General features: G+C 43.8%; 20 protein-coding genes and 1 tRNA gene. 8 read left to right on the top strand and 13 right to left on the bottom strand.

Annotated features, from left to right (window positions below):
• Positions 1 to 4 precede the first annotated feature (4 nt).
• The 8 genes from C7379_RS10080 to C7379_RS10045 all read right to left on the bottom strand — a co-directional run bounded on the left by C7379_RS10080 (position 5) and on the right by C7379_RS10045 (position 6492).
• On the bottom strand, positions 5 to 733 hold the full coding sequence (locus tag C7379_RS10080) for a hypothetical protein (RefSeq protein WP_116617203.1): 729 nt from the start codon (positions 731 to 733) through the stop codon (positions 5 to 7).
• Positions 721 to 3600: a TraG family conjugative transposon ATPase gene (locus C7379_RS10075; protein ID WP_116617202.1), complete on the bottom strand. Its 2880-nt coding sequence runs from the start codon at positions 3598 to 3600 to the stop codon at positions 721 to 723. The genes C7379_RS10080 and C7379_RS10075 overlap by 13 nt, the downstream gene beginning before the upstream one ends.
• 11 nt (positions 3601 to 3611) lie before the next feature.
• Positions 3612 to 3884 carry a DUF4133 domain-containing protein gene (locus C7379_RS10070; protein WP_116617201.1) on the bottom strand — a complete coding sequence of 91 codons (273 nt, stop codon included), beginning with the start codon at positions 3882 to 3884 and terminating at the stop codon, positions 3612 to 3614.
• Between the two features lie 60 nt (positions 3885 to 3944).
• Positions 3945 to 4307: a DUF4134 domain-containing protein gene (locus C7379_RS10065; protein WP_004347460.1), complete on the bottom strand. Its 363-nt coding sequence runs from the start codon at positions 4305 to 4307 to the stop codon at positions 3945 to 3947.
• A 103-nt stretch (positions 4308 to 4410) separates the two neighbouring features.
• On the bottom strand, positions 4411 to 4791 hold the full coding sequence (locus C7379_RS10060) for a hypothetical protein (protein ID WP_116617200.1): 381 nt from the start codon (positions 4789 to 4791) through the stop codon (positions 4411 to 4413).
• A gap of 12 nt (positions 4792 to 4803) precedes the next feature.
• Positions 4804 to 5406 (bottom strand): helix-turn-helix domain-containing protein, encoded by a 603-nt coding sequence (locus tag C7379_RS10055; RefSeq protein ID WP_116617199.1) that lies wholly within the window; start codon positions 5404 to 5406, stop codon positions 4804 to 4806.
• Positions 5399 to 5806, bottom strand: coding sequence for a lipase (locus C7379_RS10050; protein WP_116617198.1), 408 nt, complete (start codon positions 5804 to 5806; stop codon positions 5399 to 5401). Before C7379_RS10050 ends, C7379_RS10055 begins: the two co-directional genes overlap by 8 nt.
• Positions 5803 to 6492: a ParA family protein gene (locus C7379_RS10045; protein WP_036896707.1), complete on the bottom strand. Its 690-nt coding sequence runs from the start codon at positions 6490 to 6492 to the stop codon at positions 5803 to 5805. The genes C7379_RS10050 and C7379_RS10045 overlap by 4 nt, the downstream gene beginning before the upstream one ends.
• A 547-nt stretch (positions 6493 to 7039) precedes the next feature.
• Between C7379_RS10045 and C7379_RS10040 the strand changes: the two genes are divergently transcribed.
• Positions 7040 to 7372, top strand: a complete 333-nt coding sequence (locus tag C7379_RS10040) for a hypothetical protein (RefSeq protein WP_036896706.1) — start codon at positions 7040 to 7042, stop codon at positions 7370 to 7372.
• A complete protein-coding gene (locus C7379_RS10035) occupies positions 7356 to 8465 on the top strand; it encodes a HigA family addiction module antitoxin (RefSeq protein ID WP_116617197.1) in 1110 nt (369 codons plus the stop codon). The genes C7379_RS10040 and C7379_RS10035 overlap by 17 nt, the downstream gene beginning before the upstream one ends.
• 55 nt (positions 8466 to 8520) lie before the next feature.
• On the opposite strand, the gene C7379_RS10030 is transcribed toward C7379_RS10035, so the two are convergent.
• Both C7379_RS10030 and C7379_RS10025 read right to left on the bottom strand, forming a co-directional pair.
• Positions 8521 to 10083 (bottom strand): relaxase/mobilization nuclease domain-containing protein, encoded by a 1563-nt coding sequence (locus tag C7379_RS10030; RefSeq protein WP_116617196.1) that lies wholly within the window; start codon positions 10081 to 10083, stop codon positions 8521 to 8523.
• Between the two features lie 76 nt (positions 10084 to 10159).
• Positions 10160 to 10540, bottom strand: a complete 381-nt coding sequence (locus C7379_RS10025; protein ID WP_116617195.1) for a hypothetical protein — start codon at positions 10538 to 10540, stop codon at positions 10160 to 10162.
• Positions 10541 to 10964: 424 nt separating this feature from the next.
• Between C7379_RS10025 and C7379_RS12755 the strand changes: the two genes are divergently transcribed.
• Positions 10965 to 11111: a hypothetical protein gene (locus C7379_RS12755; protein ID WP_165815061.1), complete on the top strand. Its 147-nt coding sequence runs from the start codon at positions 10965 to 10967 to the stop codon at positions 11109 to 11111.
• A 57-nt stretch (positions 11112 to 11168) separates the two neighbouring features.
• Here C7379_RS12755 and C7379_RS10020 read toward each other — a convergent pair whose 3' ends face one another.
• The 3 genes from C7379_RS10020 to C7379_RS10010 all read right to left on the bottom strand — a co-directional run bounded on the left by C7379_RS10020 (position 11169) and on the right by C7379_RS10010 (position 14952).
• Positions 11169 to 12296: a site-specific integrase gene (locus tag C7379_RS10020; RefSeq protein WP_116617194.1), complete on the bottom strand. Its 1128-nt coding sequence runs from the start codon at positions 12294 to 12296 to the stop codon at positions 11169 to 11171.
• 244 nt (positions 12297 to 12540) lie between these two features.
• Positions 12541 to 12615, bottom strand: a tRNA-Arg gene (locus tag C7379_RS10015).
• A gap of 591 nt (positions 12616 to 13206) precedes the next feature.
• Positions 13207 to 14952 carry a phospho-sugar mutase gene (locus C7379_RS10010; RefSeq protein ID WP_116617193.1) on the bottom strand — a complete coding sequence of 582 codons (1746 nt, stop codon included), beginning with the start codon at positions 14950 to 14952 and terminating at the stop codon, positions 13207 to 13209.
• A gap of 148 nt (positions 14953 to 15100) precedes the next feature.
• On the opposite strand from C7379_RS10010, the gene C7379_RS10005 reads away from it, so the two are divergent.
• The 5 genes from C7379_RS10005 to C7379_RS09985 all read left to right on the top strand — a co-directional run bounded on the left by C7379_RS10005 (position 15101) and on the right by C7379_RS09985 (position 21859).
• Positions 15101 to 15493, top strand: a complete 393-nt coding sequence (locus C7379_RS10005) for a DUF4491 family protein (protein ID WP_116617192.1) — start codon at positions 15101 to 15103, stop codon at positions 15491 to 15493.
• A complete protein-coding gene (rlmH, locus tag C7379_RS10000) occupies positions 15453 to 15923 on the top strand; it encodes a 23S rRNA (pseudouridine(1915)-N(3))-methyltransferase RlmH (protein ID WP_116617191.1) in 471 nt (156 codons plus the stop codon). Before C7379_RS10005 ends, rlmH begins: the two co-directional genes overlap by 41 nt.
• Before the next feature lie 281 nt (positions 15924 to 16204).
• Positions 16205 to 18037: an SLC13 family permease gene (locus tag C7379_RS09995; protein WP_116617190.1), complete on the top strand. Its 1833-nt coding sequence runs from the start codon at positions 16205 to 16207 to the stop codon at positions 18035 to 18037.
• Between the two features lie 375 nt (positions 18038 to 18412).
• Complete coding sequence (locus tag C7379_RS09990) at positions 18413 to 19621, top strand: CobW family GTP-binding protein (RefSeq protein ID WP_116617189.1); 1209 nt, start codon at positions 18413 to 18415, stop codon at positions 19619 to 19621.
• Between the two features lie 27 nt (positions 19622 to 19648).
• Positions 19649 to 21859 (top strand): RelA/SpoT family protein, encoded by a 2211-nt coding sequence (locus C7379_RS09985; protein WP_116617188.1) that lies wholly within the window; start codon positions 19649 to 19651, stop codon positions 21857 to 21859.
• Positions 21860 to 22070: the final 211 nt, after the last annotated feature.

The following is a 22070-nucleotide window of genomic DNA, read 5'->3' as shown; positions in this document are numbered from 1 at the left end:
TTCTTTAGACATCCAAGCCGTTCCAGTTGTCAATCAACCCGTCAACGGAGTTTTGAGCCGTGATATAGGCAGCCCACGACTCCACGTCAATGGCCATGAGCACATCCCCCCAGTTGTTACCGAACTGGCACATCATCACCATAACCTCCAGCTTATAGTGGATTTCAAGCAGACGACTGTAGATCTTGTTGGCCATCGTCAGCCGCTCATAGCGGTTGAGCAGGTTATATCCGTCGTCCTTGCCATCATCTTTGGCCGTGCCCAAAGGATTGCGTACCTTGCCGTTGTTTACAATATCCACAAAGTCGTGTACCAGTCCTTGCGTCTCGGACACGAGATTGGTCATCTCATTGAGGCATACCACATAGTTCTTGCCCGGTGACTTGCCGAGCTGTTTCAGCACGATGGGCACATCCTTGAAGATACTGGCTGTGAGCGAGACGATTTCACCGTAGTATCTGCTTTCTTCCCCAAAACCAGTGATGTTCTGCATGGAGAGTTGGTAAAGTTCCTTGATGCTTGCCATCGTAGCGGTATATTTCATCAGCTTCTCTTGCTTGGTATTGATGGAATCCAGACGCCCGTTGTGCCTGTCCTCTATGAGTTTCTGCGAAGCAGCATTGGACATAACGGCGGCCGTGGTTTTCTTATCTATCACCACTCGCCAGCCAGCCCGAATGTTCAGCGAGGCAAGGAGCATCGCCAGAACGAAAATTAACCTTAACTTTTCCATAAGCTCATAATGTTTTGATGTTCGTTGACATGCCGCGCGAAATCGAGATATTTGCTTATCCCTGCCTTTCTGCGGTCTTTCTCTATCTCTGTGATGGCACGTTGGATGTTACCACCATAATGCTTCGTGTAAATCTTGAGGGCTTCCTTTTCCGCCCGTTCCGTGGTGTAGGCCCAGTAACATTCAGGCGGTTCTTCCACACCATACACATCCGATACCTGTCCACGGCATATCCATACCTCCTTGAAGTAATTCCGGCCCTCGTGGTTGTTAAGACTGTTGATGGTGAAGATCTGCTGTCGTTGAACCGCTGTCAGTCCGAGGATAGCCGCAATGTCATCGTACCGATCCTTGAATTTGGCCTGGTCAAGCAGAATTTTCACGTCGCTGTTGTTGATGATAGCCTCCTTGACAATGGGAGAATCAATCACGTCGTTCAGTTCCTGTGTCACAACTCCGGCGATGCCGTGGAACTTACGCACCGTCTTGTAGAGATACTTGATATATTCTGCCATCGTAGGCGAGGCGATAGCTTTCCATGCCTCTTCGATGATGAGAGCTTTTCGGCCTTTCTTGATACGCATCTTCTGGAGAAACACATCCATGATGATGAGCACCACGATAGGGAACAGCACAGGGTCATCTTTGATCTTGTCAATCTCGAAGACAATAAACCGTTCATCGAAGAGTGACTGTTCCAGATCGTTGTTCAGCGTGCACTCCAGCTCGCCACCACGGTAGAACTGTTCGAGAATAGCAGCAAAGTTGTCAATGTCGAAGGCTATCTTCTTTTCGGTCATCAGTTGTGGAATACGTTCCAGCGCATATTCATAGAAAGTGTTGAAGGACAGCTTCCTGACCGTCATCTTCCGTCTGCGCTGCTCCATCTTCTCGATTTTCTGTTCGATGCGCATGAGGTAGCTGCCTTCGATAACCTCAGCCATGAGGCGCATGAGTTGACGGTTGGCAGCCACCTTCTCACCCTCCGTCGCAGCTTGGTCATTGACCAGAGCATGCAGCTTTTTCACCTGGCGTTTTGCCTTGATGTGATGCGCAACCTCGGCTTCAGAAAAGATGGCATCTCTGCTTTCTGCATTGACACTTGCAGAAGTGTTTCCCTGATATCCCTCAAAATCTTGATAGTAGCTATGCTCCACCTTCTCACCATACTTCTCATACTCACCGTTCTTTTTATCCTCCAGCAAGAGTCGGTGTCGCAACCTATCTTTTTCTTCTGCGGAAAAACCACGGAAGGGGTGGAAGAAAGCGTCATAATACTCCACGATGACCTGATTGATGATAGCATCTTCAATCTTTGAAGGCATCTCGCTTCCCTTGAAGATGAGGAAGATAAGCGATTTGAGAAAGTTCTTCTTCTCCCCGAAGTTCTGTCGGTATTCCGTCTTGGTAATCTTAAACGGATTCATGGAGATGGGATGCTCTTTGGAGTACGTGATATAGGTGCCACCGAAATAGCTGCATATACCCTCGTAGCTATCTCCAGTATCTACCATCACCACATCCGTATTCTGCTCCAGAAGCTGGCGCACCACACTATTCATGTGGAAGCTCTTGCCGCTGCCACTGGGTCCGATACAGAAGAAATTAGCATTGTCAGTGTACTTGTGTACTCCCTCCTTGCCGGTAATGTCTATCGCCACAGGAAGTCCCTGCCTGTCTGTATAGTAGGTTTTGAGCGGCGTCTCCTCAGAATGTTTCAGATGCTCCTTAAAGCATAGGCAGAGCGCCGCGTCCGACAGCGTAAGAAAAAGGTCGTAATCAGGATTGAAGGCATAGCCATTGCCAGGAAAGCTGCACGTGAAGAGCTCCAGCTGGTTATATGCCGATCGAGAGGGCATGATGGCACAGTCGTAGAGCTTTGTCTCGATGTACGATGTAACCGGTGTTAACTTGTCGTGCGGACAACTGACGAGGATATTGAAATTGGTATAAACCATCAGCTTGCTATCCACAGCCAGCGTGTCCATCAGCCGTTCTATATCTTCTTTGGCGATGCGGTTGGATGGATCGGGCATGGATCCGTGGCGCTTCGCCTTGCTTTGCAGCTTGCGCATAAGCCTGCGCTGGGCAGGTATTTGTATAACCTGATTGTAGATGACGCAGTCAGTATAAGGTATCTCCGTCAGAAAAGAGAAGAGGTCAGTGGCAATGTAGGTACCGTTGATGTTGACCGAAAGGAACGGCCTCACGAAGTTGGGCATATTGATTTCATCTATATCCACCAAGGGAAAAGACTTTACCGTCCGGTCGCCTATCTTCAGGTTCTCGTCAGAACACTTGAAATTGGTCATGGAGAATGGACCCTGCTTGAACTGGAATGCCATAAAGCGGTGAAGATACTCGTCTATCTCCGACTTGCTCAGCTTGCGGTGGGCGATACCTTTCTCTTGCAGAATGTCAGCTACCTTGGCTACTTTGACGTGGAAGTCCTCCCATCTTTTGGCGTCGTATTTCACGAAAGCATTGTGCGCACACTCCTGCGTAACGATGAGGAAGGTGCGTATGTCGGTATATTCCCGTCCCTCGAAGTAGTTGAAGTAGCTTTCGGTCAGGAACTCCTGTTCTCCCTCCGGCTCATGGTGATACTCCTGCTTGCAGAAGATGTCCTGTTTTTGTAGGGCATACCCCTCACCGAGTGTCTTTATAATGTTGGCCAGTACGTCTTGGAAGAGGCAATATAGGTCAGCATCGGTACAATATTGCTGCACGGGATTCTCAATTTCGAAGAGTACGGACGGATTCCCCTTCTGGGACCAGAGCACCGTATTGAGCAGTTTCCCGTCCCTATCCCTGATGTCCTGCAACTGGGAGAAAAGTTTATCGAAAGGTTTTCTTTGCTGTGTCATAACCGTTAGTGTTAGAAAATCCCATGATAGATGTAAATACCCTTATTCCGATGCTTGGCGTGAAGCCCATTGCGCTGCCGTATGTAGATGGTGGCCAGTCCGACAAGGGCAAGAACAATCATGGCAATAAAGCCAGCCAGCTTGCCCAGGATGATGGAAAAAAGGATGAAACCGAGAAAGGATACACCGATGGCAATGGCGGCAAAGGTTAGGAAACGCCCTCTGATGCCCATGAACTCCAACGGTTTCTGTATGCCTTTGTATATAGGAAAGAAATCTTCCATAAACTTTGAAATTTGGTAGGAGCCAGACGCATGGTTGCAGGTCCGGCTCCCACCGATTGATTACTTGAAGAAGAGCGGAAGAGCTTCCGACATGGCGATGAAAGCCACACAGCCACCGATGGTGAGCATGATAGTCTTTTTCACGTCCTGGTCGCCGTTCTGCATCTTGAAATACACATTGAACGCTCCTACTAACACGATGACGGCTGCGATGGCCTTCATCAGGTTGGAAACAGGGGTCTGGTACGAAGAGATCTCCGTGGTAGCTTTGGAAAATCCGCCAGCACCCTTGCTGTTGGCCAGCATTGTTCCAGTACTCATGGCGAACATTCCCACGCTTACTGCTAATTTCAAAGACTGACACTTCGCGAAACTCCAAGCACGTCCCACGCATTTTACTGCTTGTTTTCTCAATTGCGACATAATCGAATGGATTAAATTTGAAATTCAATTCCATGTTAAAGCCGAAAGTCAAACAAGTTAAAGTGCTAGGTCTGAAATATTAAAGATAAAAAGTTGGTATGTTTTATGGAGAAAGGTCTCCTCTTTCTGGATCAAACTCCTTCCAATTGGCAAGCAAGCTGCCCAGTTCGCTGTTCTCACCGTCTTTCGACAGGTCTTCCACCTTGACCAGCAGGTTGTTTACTTCAATACCGCCGGTCATCAAGAGCTCTGCTGTCTGTTTTCGTTTCAGGGCAGCTGTCTTCTGTTTCTTGATGATGGGGCGTGTGATAAGGATAGGCGTAAATTCCCTTACTTCATCGGAGATGTCAATGGCTTCCTCCTGTACCTTATCGTCTTCGCTGGCAGCACGCTTTCTGCCTGCCAGCAGGTCGTAGGCCACCGTACCCAAGTAATAGCAGAGGTAGCAAGCCACAATAAAACCAAGGAATATTTGAAAACTCATACGCAATTGGCATTAAGTGAACGATGGGCATTGAACCGGCATGGCAAGATAGACACTCATTGGCTGAAACTGCAATCCCAGCTTCTGCCCATTGCTCTCACGGATCGGTCTGCGCTTCAGCTGTTCATTATAATATAAGGTGTTATGGCCAGGAATGGCCAGATAGCCATACGATTTCAGGATGCTCTTCAAGACTACACGTTTCTTGTTGCCCACCACCTTGATGTTTGTTTTTTGTGGTAGTCCGAACAACACGCGGGCCTTCTCCCGTTTGATGATGCTCTTCCTGCTGCGCGATCGTATCTGTCGGGTTTCGTCTGCCGTTCTTTCAAGGTGGTACTTCTTAACGATTCGTGAAACCGACCTAGTAGATATACCCGTAAGCTGTGCTATCTCACTATGAGAGTAATTGTTATATAACCGCCTGACCGTGTCAGCCGCCGCCATCGCCTTGGTGACAGGACGTTTACGCAAGCCCAACTCATGCAACTTCCGCCGTAGGCAGCTCAGAGAAATACCCAAATGTCCAGCTAAAGCGGTATTGTTCATCTCCTTGTGGTGGTTGATAAGGAAATCCACCATTGATACGGTCCAGATAATATTTTGCCTATACATGATTTTGAAGGTTATTGACAATATAATCGTTACTGCGTAGAAACTCTTTGAGGTAGCCACTGTTGGTGCCGATAAAGGCACGGAGGGCGGCATTGATGATGTCGGTAACCGACATGTTGTTGATATTGCAGAGCTTCAGCAGCTCCACCACCTCGTTGTCTATCTCGTAGTTTTTGCGGTCGTACTTCTTGACTCGGTAGCCGTATTGTTGTGCATACTGCTGGAAGAGCTGCCAACTGTCATCAGACTTGTGGATGTTGGGCTGCACTGTTTTGGGTGCAGTTTGCGAGGGTTGTGGAACAGATGGTCCTTTCACCTCATTAAACACCCCGTCTATATCGGGCAGGTTGAGCAGGTCGTTGGTAGGCAGCGTCTGCGAATGGGAAATGTCTACTTTCATTTTGTCTGCTCTTTAGGTTTGAATATCTGTTGATACATAAAGTCGAAGGTAGGTGATACGATGTCCTTTTGTGGTCCCATCAGTTCGATGGTGTTGTATCGTTGCATGTCCGCCTTGACTTCTATGCGTGGCGTAACCAGACCGAAGTGGCGTAGCTTTTCCTCCGTTTTATCCCATAGCTCCAGTTCCGCTTTCTTGCCATACCGTTTGTCCCATTTATTAACCACGAAGACGAACTGGCACTTCATGATGGGCAGCATACGTTGGAGCTTGGCGATGAAGCCGATGAAAGTAGCGGTGGAATTGATGGAAGTTGCCTCGAACTGATAGGGGCATACGATGTAATGACTGAGGGCAAAGATAGGTACCAGTCCCTGTTGCGACAGGTTGCCGGGTGTGTCCATCAGCACGATGCCTTTGTAACCCTCGCGCAGACTGGTAAGAAACTCCCTGACGTTATTGGTGTCTTTGATGTCGAAAGGCTGTACGGTATAAGGCAAACGTACCCCTCTATATTTCTCTACATCCTCCTTTCGTTTGGAGTAAATGGTCTGCTGTCGGTCAAAATCCACAACGAGTACGCTTTCTCCCTTTGCCGCCAGGTAATCGGCAAACATAGTGCAGAGCGTAGTCTTACCGACACCGCCCTTCTGATTGGCAAAGGTGATCATGATATTGTCTCTCATTGTCGAAGTTGTTATTAGTTGTGTGATAATAACAAACTCCTTTTTGGAAGGCCGGTTATCAAATGGAGTTGGGCCCCAGTAGCATTATTTCGAGAAATAGGTATCTTGCGAATTAAGTAAATGAGGAAGATGCTAAATCGTGAAATCATTGGCAAAGATAAAAAATGGAAATGAAATTTGCAAGAGGCTATTAACTCGTCAGCAAGCACGATAATGCCGATATTCTGGTGATGGTTTCAAGCCATAATAATATTTATAGAAAGGTAGTGATAGTACGCACAACTTATTGGGAATATGGATTATAGGTTGCAATCTTTTTTCTTTAACGTAGTTTAACTACAGGAGATGAAAATATCCGTAATGCTCTGCTATGACTTTAGCTATTAACGATATCATGGGATAATACCAAAAACATTCTTCTTGTACTTTATAAAAGATGTGGAAAAGTTAAATATGTATATAGTGAACAATAACACCATTAAAAATTACCACATTTGGGAATTTTATCTTATCTTTGCAGCATAAAGGCTAAGATACATTTCACCGCATGAATATAATCTTCAAGGAAGAAGCCTTATCTGAGCTGTATGAAACAGGCAAAACCAAAGACAAGAAATACAAGCAGATATGCAAGAATAAACGTTTGGTAGATGGCTACATCCGGGCAGTAGGAATCATTTATGATGTAGAGTGTACAGACGAACTAAAGAATTTCAGCTTCTTACACTATGAGAAATTGAGATATCAGCAGAAAGAGCCTCTAAGCTCTGTTCGACTTGTAAACGGTTTGGTAGAACGCCTGTTGTTCAAGGAGATAAAGGATGGCATCGAAGTAGAACTAATTGAAATTGATAGTACACATTATGGCAACAAAAAGTAACAGATTGGTTCCTGTTAGGGCAATCCACCCAGGAGAAATCTTGCGTGAAGAGTTGCGGGAACGTGGTATCAAGCAAAAGGACTTTGCAAAGCAGATAGGTATGCAAGCTACCCATCTGAGTGAGTTTATTCGTGGCAAACGCAATCTGAACGACGATCTGGCCATGAGGCTGGAAAACCATTTGGGGATTCCCTATAAAACCTGGATGAGCTTGCACAATGGTTATATGTATGACAGCAAAGTAGTCAGCAAGAAACAATCGGAAGAACAAAATGCACGTTCGTTTGAGGACGCGTGTGCTCGTATGTTCAATCTTAAACTTCTTTATAAGAAATTGAATTTAGCAGTTCTTCCCCTCCTTGAACGGGTGAAAGAAATAAAATCGCTTTTCTCCTTTGACCTGCTGTCATCTGCAGAGATGAGTAAGCAAGTAGCAGCATTATATAAGCACAGCGACAAGGTTCAGATTGACGAAAAGAATATGCAGACTTGGCTTCTGTTGAGCTGGTTGGCAACTTCACGTGAAAAAGTAGAAAGGACTTATGTACATGGCAATGGAATAAAGGCCGCCGATACAATCGCGAAATTGGCTAATGAGCGGAAACTTACAGCCAAGGCTATCAAGGATTGTCTTTATCAAAACGGTATAGGTTATGTTGTAGTGGAAAAGTTGGATAAAACCCCTGTTGATGCTTTCTCTACTTATGTAAACCAACATCCTATAGTGACGGTTACCTATCGGTATAATGATATTGATAAATTAGCATTTGATGTTCTTCATGAATTGTGTCATATCGAAAAGCACTTCTCAGAAGAGCACACATCGTTCATCTCTATCGAAGGAACTATCTACTCAAAAGATCCAAGGGAAAAAGAGGCAAACGACTTTGCTAAAGAGCATTTAATTCCATGTGAAGTTTGGAATAAAATTCTTTCAGGTAAAAGCAGTAGCCTATCGCCGCATATTGTAGTGAAGGCTATTGCAAAAGAAGCTGAAAAGTATGGAATCAGTCCGACTATAGCAGTTTCAAGGTATAAACATGATACCAACTGGTATCAGACCTCGGCTTACAAGTCATCTAAAATTTATTGATAGAGCATGAGCTGGGCGACTTGCCCGGCTCTTCTTGGTCTATGGGCTTACAAGTCTATCGTTTCAGGCTTCGTTCGTCATCAACCTCATAGCTATTTTTACTACCCACTTCCCATTCAGCATTTCGTTCGGATGCTGAGGTCTGGTATGAAAGAATATTTTTCAGGATGCTATTAGAAAGATGAGTGTCGTGGATAGGAATAGGTTGGAGCACTTGCAGAACTGGGAGCAAGGCTTTAAAGTTAATACCTTCTGAAGCCAAGTTAAAAATGCACTTGTGCGAGAAATCGACACAATAGTATTCGTCACCTTGTCTGAAAATGGCAAGATGATTTTCTTTTAATGCTGCCCACAAGTCTTGCTTCTCGGTTGATGCAGCCAGATTGTTCAGCACTTCTACGGCAAAGCCATTGTTGGGTTTGCTGTGAGGATCTACATAAATAAGGTCGGGATTTTCAATCTTCCAGATACGACAGAGTATATCACGCTCCACCTCGTTGGTGGGGCAAAAGGCCTGGACACAGCGCAACATATAATTGAATTTTAATACCTTTTGCACACTGTCGCTCAGGGCGACCTCCCTGCCATTGAGCAGCCTGAAACGGCCTTTGGAAATGCGAGTACCATACTGTCGCCATAACATTCTGTTGAGTTCATAAGCAATCATCCGGGGATTATCCTCCAGCATGGCATCCACGTAGAGCTCTACCTTATTGATTCGTTCCTTTTCGCTCATGAAGTGTTGCAGTTGTTTGATAGAGAGCACACTGCCTCCTTTATACACCGCTTGTTTGTAGTGATCCACTATCATGTAACCGTATGGTTTGTCCTTTGAACCAAAGAAGACGAGCGATACACCAAACTTCTTTTGCAAGATGTCTGACAGTTCACTGCGGCTGGCAACCATGTTGCGATACTTTTTCATAACAGCCGCCAGTTGCCTACGACGTTTGTAGGTTTTCTTTTCATCAATAACAGAGAATTTTGCGGTCAAATCTTCCATTTCGATTTTTGTTCGTACCCGTCCGCCACGTGCAATTTCGAGGTTGCCGTCACGCTCGAAACATTCATAGCCAGATGCCTCCATGATGGCTTTGAATTGTGTAAGCGAATTGAAATTGTAACTAAGGGCCTCCTTCAAAAACAAGTCAGCACGCAATTCCTCATCTTCGCCAACAATTTTGTTGATGGCCTCCTGCGATCGGATGCGCTCGTGGTTGTGGTCTATTTTCTGGCCATTGGGATTCACCCGGCTGGTGATGATGTGCAGGTGATTGTTGTCGGTGTCATTGTGCGCATAGATAAGAAGCGGCTGCCCCTCATCATCATAGTCCATTTCGTGAAGATACTGGTGGGCAATATCCAAAAGTTGCTCTTGAGAATATTCATGTCCCCGGCAGGAGATGGCCACATGGAACTGAGCCTTGCGGATATGCTCGTTTCTTGCCGAATAATCAATCAGGTATTGTTGCAGCTGTTCGGGAGTGTAGCCATCAGCGGCTCCCACATAACCGAAGTTCTTCATTTCAAGGAGTACTGCTTGGCCTTTGGCCACTTTTCGCTCGTTGTACTCGACGGCATGGAAATTTGTGCTGGAGGGAAGTATGGTTGCTATCATCGTTTTTTTGTGTTTTTGCGTTATCGTGAGAAGATGGAAACGGTAAATCGGTATTTACCGATAACGGCTTTCCGCTTTATCGTGTTAATCGTTTGACTATTTGATGCTGTTCCTGTTTTACCGCTGTTAAGAGCTTTTGCAGCTCCATGATTTGAGGGTAAAGCACTTTCTCAAAATAGGGAAGTGTCAGCTCATTGGCTATCGCCAGTTCGTTGGCACGCTTGACCACCTGATTGAAGTTGCCGCCCATCCATGCCAAGTCCTGCTGATACTTCTTGTAAAGGGCTGTCATCTCGTTGAGCGCGGCTATCTTCCGCTTTGTTCCCGTGTCGTCAAATTGTTTGATGGCATCCCATATCATACTGCTGACCGTCTTGTAGTTGCCCGCTTTCTGCTTAATCAGTTCGGCATCCTGTGCTGAAATCCTTATCCAGAGTCTTTTCGTTTTCCGTTCCATATTCTTCTGTTTATATTCTGAGTTGCGAAGAATAATCCCCAACTTGACAGAGTTGGCAAGTCACTTTTGTCCGCACAAAAGTACAACTTGCTACCCAAACTCCGTAAGGGAAATGTAGTCCCGCCACCTGCTTGTCTGTAATAAAGTTAGCAAGAAATGATGAGTTGCAATGTCCCTCGCCCTTTTTTCAATAAAAGAGTTTTCGTGAAATTAGGATATCGAAATCCCGATTTGTCGATATTGGGATAAACCGAAGTCACGAGTCCGCTGCTTCGAGAAAAGACGAAAATCCGATGCCGTGAAATAGTGACATTACGAGAATATATAGCCACAAAAAACTACTGATTATCAATGTTTTAGATGGTTTTTATTTACTTTTCTCAGTTATTTTTCGTACCTTTAGTAGGACTAATAATGTTTTAAGATGCAAGTGTTTCTGTTCGTATATATCATGCTTAGGGCCATCTTCCAGCTGATAGGTTGGGTGATTAAAGGTTTTTTGTATGTCTTGTGGATGATTTTTGGTGGCATTGCCTACTTGGTGAATTATCTGATGGAGCGTAAAACATAAAACCATACCTCGAAGTGGGAAGTATGGCTCTATGTGGGTGTGAGATTTATTCATCATTCATCTGATTGCCTTCTGGAGGTTTACCGCATGTCGCTCGATGGTCGATTTCAGCACCTTCGCATAAATCTGCGTGGTCCGGATGTTCTGATGCCCCAACATGCGTGCGACGTTCTCTATGGGTACGTCGTGGGCAAGAGCCAGCGTCGCAAACGAGTGCCGGGCAATGTGGAAGGTCAAGTTCTTGTTGAGCTTCATGGCTGCCTGGATGAGATGCAGGTAGTCGTTTGCCTTTTGATTGGATATTCTCGGCAACTTGAAATCATACTTTTTGAGCACCTCCATTGCCGGTTTGAGAATGGGAGTGAAGAATTTAGAGCCAGTCTTTAATCTGCTTCCATCAATATAATACAATGTTCCCTGCAGTTCCGTCATCGTATCAAAGCTAAATGATTGAACATCGCAATATGCCAAACCAGTATAGGCGGCGAACACAAACAAATCTCTAACCTTATCCAGTTTTCCCTCCAGTTTTATTGTTCGGATTTTTTTCAATTCTGTTTCAGAAAGCGGCTCACGTTCTTTACATTTGCCTCGCTTAAATTTAACCAAGTTGTAAGGATCAACGTCTATAACATTTTCTATAGCAAGCCTCTTTGTATAGATACGAAAATTCTTGTGATAGTTATTGATTGCAACATCAGAGCGGGTGCCATCTCTAAGCCATTGGTCAAAGGCTACCAAATTTTCCCGCGTTAAGTCCTTTGTGGTTTTTATCTGACCAAAACGCCTGATAGCTTCCAATGTGCAAATCTTGTGTTTGCGTGTACCCTCACGTATGTTTTCTTGCTTAATGGATTGTTCCATATACAGCAAGAAATTTACCGAGCCTTTACTTTTGGCAAATGGATTGTCTTCTGTTTCGTAATAATAGGAGTCAAACTTCTCAACGGATAGCTTATCGTCAAGAACATTCATTGCAGCCAAAATCTGCTCACATCTTTTCTTGATAGCACATACCTTAGGAGAACTTATGAAAGTCTCCAGTTCATCAGGAGCTACATCACCAAGAGAAATATATTTTCTCTCGGTTCTACTGATATAGACACGGACCTCAACTTTTCCTTTGCCGCGTTTGTCGGCTACCTTTTTTCGGTCAAAGATGACCACAACTTCCTGTTTTGCCATATTAGCATCATTTTTGTGGAGAAGGGAGGTTGGTGGAAAAAGTGGTAACACATTGTGTATTCTGGTAACACAAATTGGTAACACATTTTATTCCCGAGAGCTCCTTTTTGCTCTCATTACTTCCCATTTCCACGGGGTTTAACATTAAGTATAAACACCTCTAAATGTGCTAATTAGCTTACAAGTGGCTCATTCTAAACAAAAAAAAGGATTTTGTTTCCAAAATCCTCTTTTTCTTAGGTTGTGATTCCGTTGGGGTTCGAACCCAAGACCCACAGCTTAGAAGGCTGTTGCTCTAATCCAACTGAGCTACGGAACCCTGATAGCCATCATTTAAAACCTCAACTCAAAGTGAGCTTGCGATTCTATTTCTGACTTATAGCAGAATATTTACCACTTGCGTGGCTCCAAGTTATTGCGGTGCAAAGGTACTATATTTAGAAATATTATCCAAATATTTGTCATATTTATTTTGCTGGAGGATTAAACTCCAAAATGCTAACGGTTGATACGGTTCTTGACCTCTCTCGTAAAGGTATTGTTCTTGCACAGATGCTTTTGCGAGCATCATCCGTCAACATCTACGCATGAGAGTAACTGTATGAACCATGTTCACTGCTATTATGCCTAAGTCTTCTAACTGGCGGCGGATTAGTCTTTGTTTATGGTATCAACTATCTCTTTTGCTTGAAACCTTGATTGCAGATTGCAGAAATTGCGCATCTTTGTTTATTGGTGAAGTTGTGCCATCTTTTGTATTTAAAGAGCTACAAAGATGTTAAAACTATCCATCGGAGAGAGGGGGGAATCCCCCACTCTCTCCTCTGAAAAATATATCTTTTCGCTCCTTGGGACTATCTCCAAAAGTTGCAATTCTTAATGGAACTTACGGGGACTAAATGCGAGAAAATTAAACTCCTAAACTTTTTTTGATACGCTCTATTTGTTCCGCGCCCTTCCTGTCAAGCTCTTCATATTGCTCAGCGTTGCTCATATCTGCCTTAACTTCTATGTAGAATTTAATTTTTGGTTCAGTACCTGATGGGCGAACGCTCACCTTGGTACCATCTTCGCAGAACCATTGCAACACATTACTTGGCTCTGGCATATCAAGTTTAGATACATTTCCGTTAGCGTCTATAGCAGTCAGCGGTTTATAATCCTTCCACAGCGTCACTTTAGAGTCTCCCAATTTTTGAGGCGGATTTTCGCGGAAGTTGGCCATCATCTGCTGAATTTCTTCAGCCCCAGTCTTGCCCGGGCGTTCCACGTTGATGGTGTGTTCCTTGGAAAAACCATATTCCACGTATATATCCATCAATATGTCATATAAGGTTTTACCCTGATTTTTGGCAAAAGCGCAAATCTCGGCTAATAAAGAACAGGCTGATACGGCATCTTTGTCACGCACAAAATCTTCTGCCATAAATCCATAACTCTCCTCTCCACCGCCGATATATTGCTGTTTTCCCTCAGAAAGACGAATTTCATTGGCTATCCATTTAAAACCGGTGTAGCAATCTCGCATCTCTATATTGTTAGCGTCGGCTATTTTTTTTATAACCTCTGTCGTGACGATGGTCTTGACTATGTAGTCGGTGGGCTTAAGCAAACCTTTCGCTTTGCGATTGGTTATGATATACCAAAGGAATAGCAAGCACGTTTGGTTGCCATTGATGAGCACCCATTCGTCTTTGTGGTTTTTGCATGCCATACCCACGCGGTCCGCGTCAGGGTCGCTGGCCATCAAGATATCTGCATCGAGAGCTTTGGCATCTCTTAATCCCAATGTTAACGCCTCTGCTATCTCTGGGTTAGGACGGTCTACGGTAGAGAAGTTACCGTCTTTGATCATTTGCTCTGGCACGCAGTGGACGTTGTCAAATCCCCAATAAGCTAATGACCGTGGTATCATCACTCGCCCTGCGCCGTGAAGGGGAGTATAGACGATTTTCAAATTATGCTGGCGTTTAATCACCTCTGGATCTATCGAGATGGAGCGAACGTCGCGAAGATATGCTTCGTCTATTTCCTCGCCGATGATTTGGATAAGTGTTTTGTTGCCTTCAAATTTTACGTCTTCAATTGTAACTTTATTAACCTCGTCTATGATGCCTATATCGTGCGGCTTAAGCACTTGTGCACCATCGTCCCAATATGCTTTGTAGCCGTTGTATTCGCGAGGATTGTGGCTTGCTGTGATGTTTACGCCGCCTTGTGCGCCCAAATGGCGAATGGCATACGAGCACTCGGGTGTAGGTCGCATTTCATCAAAAAGAAATGCCTTGATGCCATTGGTTGAGAAAATGTTGGCCACGGTTTCAGCAAAGAGTCTGCTGTTGTTGCGACAGTCGTAGCAAACCACAACGGAAATCTGTTTTTTATCTTTAAATTTTTTATTCAAATAGTTAGCAAACCCCTGTGTAGCCATGCCCACAACATAGATGTTCATCCGATTGGTGCCAGCGCCCATGATGCCACGTAAACCACCTGTACCAAATTCCAAATCTTTGTAGAAACTCTCGATGAGGTCTGTTTTATCCTCGTTATCCAGCATGGCTTGCACTTGTGCGCGAGTCTTCTCATCGAATGACGATGACAACCATTCTTTAGCCTTTTTCTCACATTGAGCTATCAGTTCAGAATTATTTCCCATAATAGATGTTTGTTTAATTATTTAATGATTGTTTTACGCAAAGATAGCAACTATTTCCTGAAAAAGTTACATAATATAGGTATTTTTTATTAATTTTGCATGGTTTTCACAGCATTGTGATTGATATTTAAAATTTAATGATATAGCGATGTTTTTCACTGGTTTAATTATAGCAATCTCCACTTTTTTAATAATCGGTTTTTTCCATCCGATAGTAATTAAGACCGAGTATTATTTTGGCATTCGGCCTTGGTGGTTGTTTCTCATTGGTGGCATTATTTGTATTGTATGCTCTCTACTTATTGAAAATGCTATATTTTCGTCTATCGTGGGAGTGGTTGGAGCCAGCATGCTGTGGTCAATAGGTGAATTGTTCTCCCAAAAAAAACGTGTGGAAAAAGGTTGGTTCCCCATGAACCCCAAACGAAAAGAAGAGTATTCGACTGTATGTCAGGATAAAGTAAAGGGCCAATTAAATCATTACAACTCAACAGTCATCTATGAAAACGCTGCTGATATTGATCGGAAAAACTCAAAATAGAGATTTTGATAATGGCATAACAGATTATATTAAACGAATAAATCATTATATGCCATTAGAGGTAGAGGTTATACCTGAACTTAAAAACACTAAGAATATCAGTGAGAACCAACAAAAACAAAAGGAAGGTTCTTTGTTATTAAAGCGTTTGCAACCTTCAGACACGTTAGTGCTTTTAGACGAGCATGGCACGGAATTTCGTAGTTTGAATTTTGCATCATGGCTTCAAAACAAAAAAAACACTGTACGACGACTGGTTTTTGCTATTGGTGGTCCCTATGGATTTGATCAAGAAGTGTATCAGAGAGCCAATGAAAAAATATCTTTGTCACGTATGACCTTCAGTCACCAGATGGTTCGATTGGTTTTTACAGAGCAATTGTATCGCGCTTGTACTATCATTAATGGAGAGCCCTATCACCACGAATGACACGCCAATCCTGTGCATGTTAAGTTTCAATCTCTGCCAATGCCCCACTCTTTTTTGTTGTATTATACAACCGACGATAGTTATACGGCTTGAGAGATGATAGTAAAGCTACCTAAATTAAGGTTGTAACAATTAAGCATATAGTTTGTCTTCCTATTTTATAATTATATTTAAATACTGAACTTTTTGAAAAATTACCACTTATTTTCAGTAAATTTGCATATATAATAATAGGAATACGTCCTTTTCGGCACTTCCTTAGATCAATATATTCTTTTTTTATGCTTATCACACTGATAGTCCTTTCCATTACAGTATGCATGTTTGTTATAGGTCGCATACGTTCGGATATAGTGGCGTTATGTGCGCTTGTCACGCTAATGCTATGTGGAATATTAACCCCCACGGAGGCCTTGTCTGGATTTTCTTCCCCTGTCGTCATTATGATGATTGGTCTATTTGTTGTTGGAGGTGCCATTTTACAAACAGGTTTAGCAAAAGTGGCAAGTCATAATATTTTGCAATTATCCAAAGGAAACGACCTCAAATTGTTTCTCTTAGTGATGCTCACCACCTCGTTTATCGGTGCTTTTGTGAGTAATACAGGCACCGTAGCCCTTATGATGCCTATCATTGTTAGTATGGCAGCACAGTCTGGTACCAGCCCAAGTAGACTGCTCATGCCATTAGCTTTTGCCAGTAGTTTGGGAGGCATGCTAACCCTCATTGGTACTCCGCCTAACCTTGTGATACAGGAGGCAATTATCGAGGCTGGTTATAAGCCATTATCGTTTTTTTCTTTCTCACCAGTTGGGGTCATTTGTATTGCTATTGGTATTTTGGTATTGTTGCCATTAAGTAAGATTTTCTTAGTGAAAAAGAAAAAAGAAGATGGTAATAAGAAATCCAATAGCAAAAGCTTAGATCAATTAGTCAATGAATACAATTTGCAAAGTCACTTGCAGACCTATCGTATCTCTGCCAATTCACCACTTGAGGGTAAGACCGTAGCTGAGTTGGACTTGCAAAACCGCTTGGGATTCTCAATTCTTGAAATACGTAATGAACATTCGAACACGGGAGGAATTATTCGCAATGTCAAGCAGAACGTTGCCAATGCCACTACTGTTTTACAAACAGGAGATATCCTTTATATAACTGGCGACGATGCCAAACTGAGCGATTACGCTAAAAAAAACAAACTTGAAACGCTTGATAAAGCCAGCATAGACTTCTATGACATTGGAATAGCCGAAATAGTTCTTATGCCCAACTCACAAATTAGTGACTCCTTACTTAAAGACTCGGCTTTACGCGAACAATATAACATTAATGTCTTGGGTATAAGGCATGACGGTGATTACATTCTCACTAATCTTGCGGAACGCAAACTCTATGCTGGCGACGTGCTGTTGGTGCAAGGTTCTTGGGCCAACATAGATAAGCTTGACAATGCAAAAAACGACTGGGTGGTGCTCGGGAGACCATACGAGCAAGCTGGCTCTGTCACGCTGAACTATAAAGCACCGATAGCTACTATTATCTTGATAATCATGGTTTGCATGATGGTGTTCGACTTTATACCCATACAACCTGTTACCGCTATTATCTTAGCGGGGTTACTTATGGTGCTTACCGGCTGTTTTCGCAATGTGGAAGCAGCCTATAAAACCATCAATTGGGAAAGTATTGTGCTTATCGCCGCCATGATGCCCATGTCTGTCGCACTGGAGAAGACTGGTGTCTCGGCCATCATTTCCAGGTCTTTGGTAGAATCGCTTGGCTCGATGGGCCCCACGGTATTACTTGCAGGCATGTATTTTGCCACGTCACTGCTCACCATGTTTATAAGTAATACAGCCACGGCTGTACTTATGGCACCCATTGCCATGACAGCCGCCACACAGGTTGGCGTTAGCCCTTACGCATTTCTTTTTGCTGTCACGCTTGGTGCCAGCATGTGTTTTGCTTCGCCTTTCTCCACACCTCCCAACGCACTTGTGATGCGAGCGGGGCAATATGAGTTTATGGACTACATCAAAGTGGGACTGCCATTGCAGGTTATCATAGGCATAGTAATGACGTTTGTGCTTCCGCTTTTATTCCCATTTTGATAGATTGTGTATCACATATAAAATATGATAGCATATATTGTAAAGCTGAAAAATAGGATATACGTTTTATTTTGAAAACTTGCTAAATATAAAAAAGGTTATGCCCATTTGGTTTTGTCATTTAATTTGTAACTTTGCATTATAAATAAGATAGAGCTATTTCGTTGATGCTGGTAGTTTATCGATATAGCATTTTTTCTATAATTTTCCACATTACACATGTTGGATTTAAGAAGTGATATTATCGCATGAATTAATTGACACAAGAAGGCAGGATGACAAAGAGGAAACATGAGTTGAAATACAAGATAAACAGAAATTAAACAATACAAATGATTTTAAGCATTCGCTTAAAACAAGGCAACAACTATAATTATGAACACACAAGAAATACCCACGCTGCTACTTACAGGTTATTTAGGAAGTGGCAAGACTACGTTGTTAAACAGAATTTTAGCAAACGAAAAAGGTGTGAAATTCGCAGTCATTGTCAATGATATTGGTGAGGTGAATATCGACGCCAGGCTAATAGAGCAAGGTGGCATTGTAGGGCAAAAAGATGACAGTCTGGTAGCTTTACAGAATGGTTGCATCTGCTGTACGCTCAAGATGGACTTGGTTAAACAGATCAACGACATTATCAACATGAAGCGATTTGACTATATTGTCATTGAGGCCAGTGGTATATGCGAGCCAGCTCCCATAGCCCAGACCATCAGCGCATATCCCCAAATGGTTTCGCCCGATACACTGCGAAATGGCCTGGCAAAGTTAGACGCTATCGTCACAGTGGTAGACGCCCTTCGCATGAGAGACGAGTTTGGGTTGGGCGACGAGCTAAAAAAAGCCAGTCACGAGGAGGAAAATTTGGCAAGCCTTGTGATACAACAAATAGAATTTTGCAACATCATATTGTTGAATAAGGCTTCTGACATAAGTAAGAAAGATTTGGCTCATCTGAAAGCCATCATTCAAGAAATACAACCCAAGGCAAAAATAATGGAATGCGACTACGGTAACGTAGAGCTTGACAAACTGCTAAACACCCATTCGTTCGACTTTGAGAAAGTGGCTACGTCGGCACGATGGATAGAAGCCATCGAAGGTCACGACCATGAGCACAATGAGGAGTCTTCACACGAGCACGACGAGCATCACCAAGATGGGCATCACCATCATCATGAGCTTAAAAATGAAGAGTCTGGTGAGGCGCTGGAATATGGTATAGGCACTTTTGTGTATTATAGGCGTAAGCCTATGAATCTCAGTCGCTTTGATGAGTTTGTGTCAGCACAATGGCCTCGAAGCGTGATCAGGGCGAAAGGCATGTGCTATTTCGGTGACGAGAAAGCCACGTGCTACCTGTTCGAGCAAGCTGGTCGCCAGTTCAATATAACCAATGCTGGGCAATGGTATGCCACCATGCCCCAAGAGGAACTTTCCAAATTCATGGAGCAAAATCCCGATATGCAAAAGGATTGGGATGAAAAATATGGCGATAGGATGCAGAAAATCGTGTTCATTGGCCATGACATGGACAGAAAGGCTATAGAATCTGCATTGGATAAATGTTTGGAAGAGTAATCCAATATTTAAGCAACCATCTATATTATGGAAGATAAGCTGACATTCACACCCAAAGAAATCCAGGAGGCCAAGACCATACGCTATCATCTGCTTGATACTGTCGGACATGCAATGACAACCGATGATGAGGTCATGGTCGAAGAGTTTATACGCCATGGTATCGAGAATGGTATGCTCAAACGTGACGTTTTCGGACTAAATCCTGTGCTCACCTCTCTCCAAACTGCGCAAATTGCCGTGGATGACATGTGCATGGGGCGCGACGGCGTACTTGCCACGTTGCTCCATGGCAGTGTGCCCGACGATAGTAAAAAAACAGATTTGATTAGCTCAAAATTTGGAGGCAGTGTGGCCCACATTATACACGGACTGTCGAAAATACAAAAACTATACGAAAAAAATCCTGTCATCGAGAGTGAGAACTTTCGCAACTTGTTGCTGAGTTTCGCCGAGGACATGCGCGTTATTCTCATCATGATTGCCGACAGGGTGAACGTCATGCGACAAATAAGGGATACAGAGAATGTCGAGGCTAAGCAACGTGTGTCTGAGGAGGCCAATTACCTATATGCGCCGTTGGCTCATAAGTTGGGGCTTTACACGCTGAAGAGTGAGTTGGAAGACCTCTCGTTGAAATATATGGAACACGATGCTTACTACATGATCAAGGAAAAGCTCAACGCTACCAAGCAATCACGCGATGCGTACATCGACCAATTTATTGGGCCGATAGAGCAAAAGCTCAAGGAGGCTGGCTTGAAATTCCACATGAAAGGGCGTACCAAATCCATTCATTCCATCTGGCAGAAGATGAAAAAGCAAAAGTGTGGTTTCGAGGGCATATACGACCTTTTTGCTATCCGCATCATCATTGATTCTCCTGAAGAATATGAGAAGCAGCAGTGCTGGCAGGCCTACTCCATCGTGACCGATATGTACCAGCCCAACCCCAAACGACTACGCGACTGGCTCTCTGTGCCCAAGTCGAACGGTTACGAGAGCTTGCACATCACAGTGTTAGGGCCTGATAAGAAATGGGTGGAGGTTCAGATACGCACCGAGCGCATGGACGACATTGCTGAGCACGGCTTAGCCGCCCACTGGCGATACAAAGGCATCAAGTCTGGTGGTCAAATGGACGAATGGCTGGCCAATATCAGAACGGCCTTGGAAGCTGGAGATAGCCTCCAAGTGATGGATCAATTCAAAATGTCATTGGCTCCAGAAGAGGTTTATGTGTTCACGCCTAAGGGTGATCTTATCAAATTTCCAGTTGGATCGACGGTGCTTGACTTTGCTTACCGCATACACTCTAAGGTGGGCAACACATGCGTGGGTGGAAAAATCAACGATCGAGCTGTGCCCATCAGAGAGCAACTGCGTTCGGGCGACACTGTCGAGGTGCTCACCGCCAATAACCAATCGCCCAAACGCGACTGGCTAAACATAGTAAAAACCTCCAAAGCTAAATCGAAAATAAGACTTGCGCTTAAAGAGACCACTATCAAAGACGGTTTATATGCCAAAGAATTGTTAGAGCGAAGGTTTAAAAATCGGAAGGTAGAGATAGAAGAAACCTATATGGGTCAACTTGTCAAGAAACTTGGTTTTAAAGAGGTTTCTGATTTCTACAAACAGATCGCCGATGGGAAACTCGACCCTAACGAGGTGATAGAGGGATACATTGAGGTCCGCGACCATGTCCAAAACATGGGGCACGACCATGAAGCACGGTCGGCTGATAACTTTGAGTTTGAAAGTCCTAACAAGGAAATGGTGCAAGATAACGAGGACATTCTCACCATCGACAAAGACTTGAAAGGCATTGATCACCAATTAGCTCCATGCTGCAATCCCATTTACGGAGACCGTATTTTTGGCTTTGTGACTGTAAACGGGACAGTGAAGATACACCGCTTGAACTGCCCGAACGCTCCAGAGCTGCGTCGGCGATTTGGCTATCGCATTGTGAAAGCGCGATGGAGTGGCAAGAACACCTCAAAATATGCTATCACATTGCGCATCATTGGTAATGATGACATAGGCATAGTGTCCAACATTACCAACATTATCTCTAAAGATGAGAAAGTGGTGATGCGCTCTATCAATATTGACTCAAACGACGGATTGTTCTCTGGCAATCTTGTGGTTCAACTTGAAGATACTGACAGATTGCAAGTTTTGATAAAGAAATTGCAATCTGTGAAAGGGGTAAAACAAGTGCAACGAATTTAGTGAGACATTATTTTGGCATGGTTACGTCTCCTTGTCAAACCCTTGTAATAAAAAGAAATCGAGTCTAATCGACCCGATTTCTTTTGTTTAGGATATGTGGTATCCTTATCTTTTATTATTGCTGTCCGGTAAAACTCAAAAGAGCATAAATATCCTCCCCGAAGCCCAGTAAAATTGGACTTCGGGGTTTATTTTTTCAAAAGTAAGCCCC

Origin of the sequence: Hallella colorans (assembly GCF_003096815.1) — a bacterium.
GTDB classification, from domain to species: domain Bacteria; phylum Bacteroidota; class Bacteroidia; order Bacteroidales; family Bacteroidaceae; genus Prevotella; species Prevotella colorans.
Note: the sequence above shows the minus strand (reverse complement) of the source record. Positions and strands in the feature narration are given on the sequence as shown.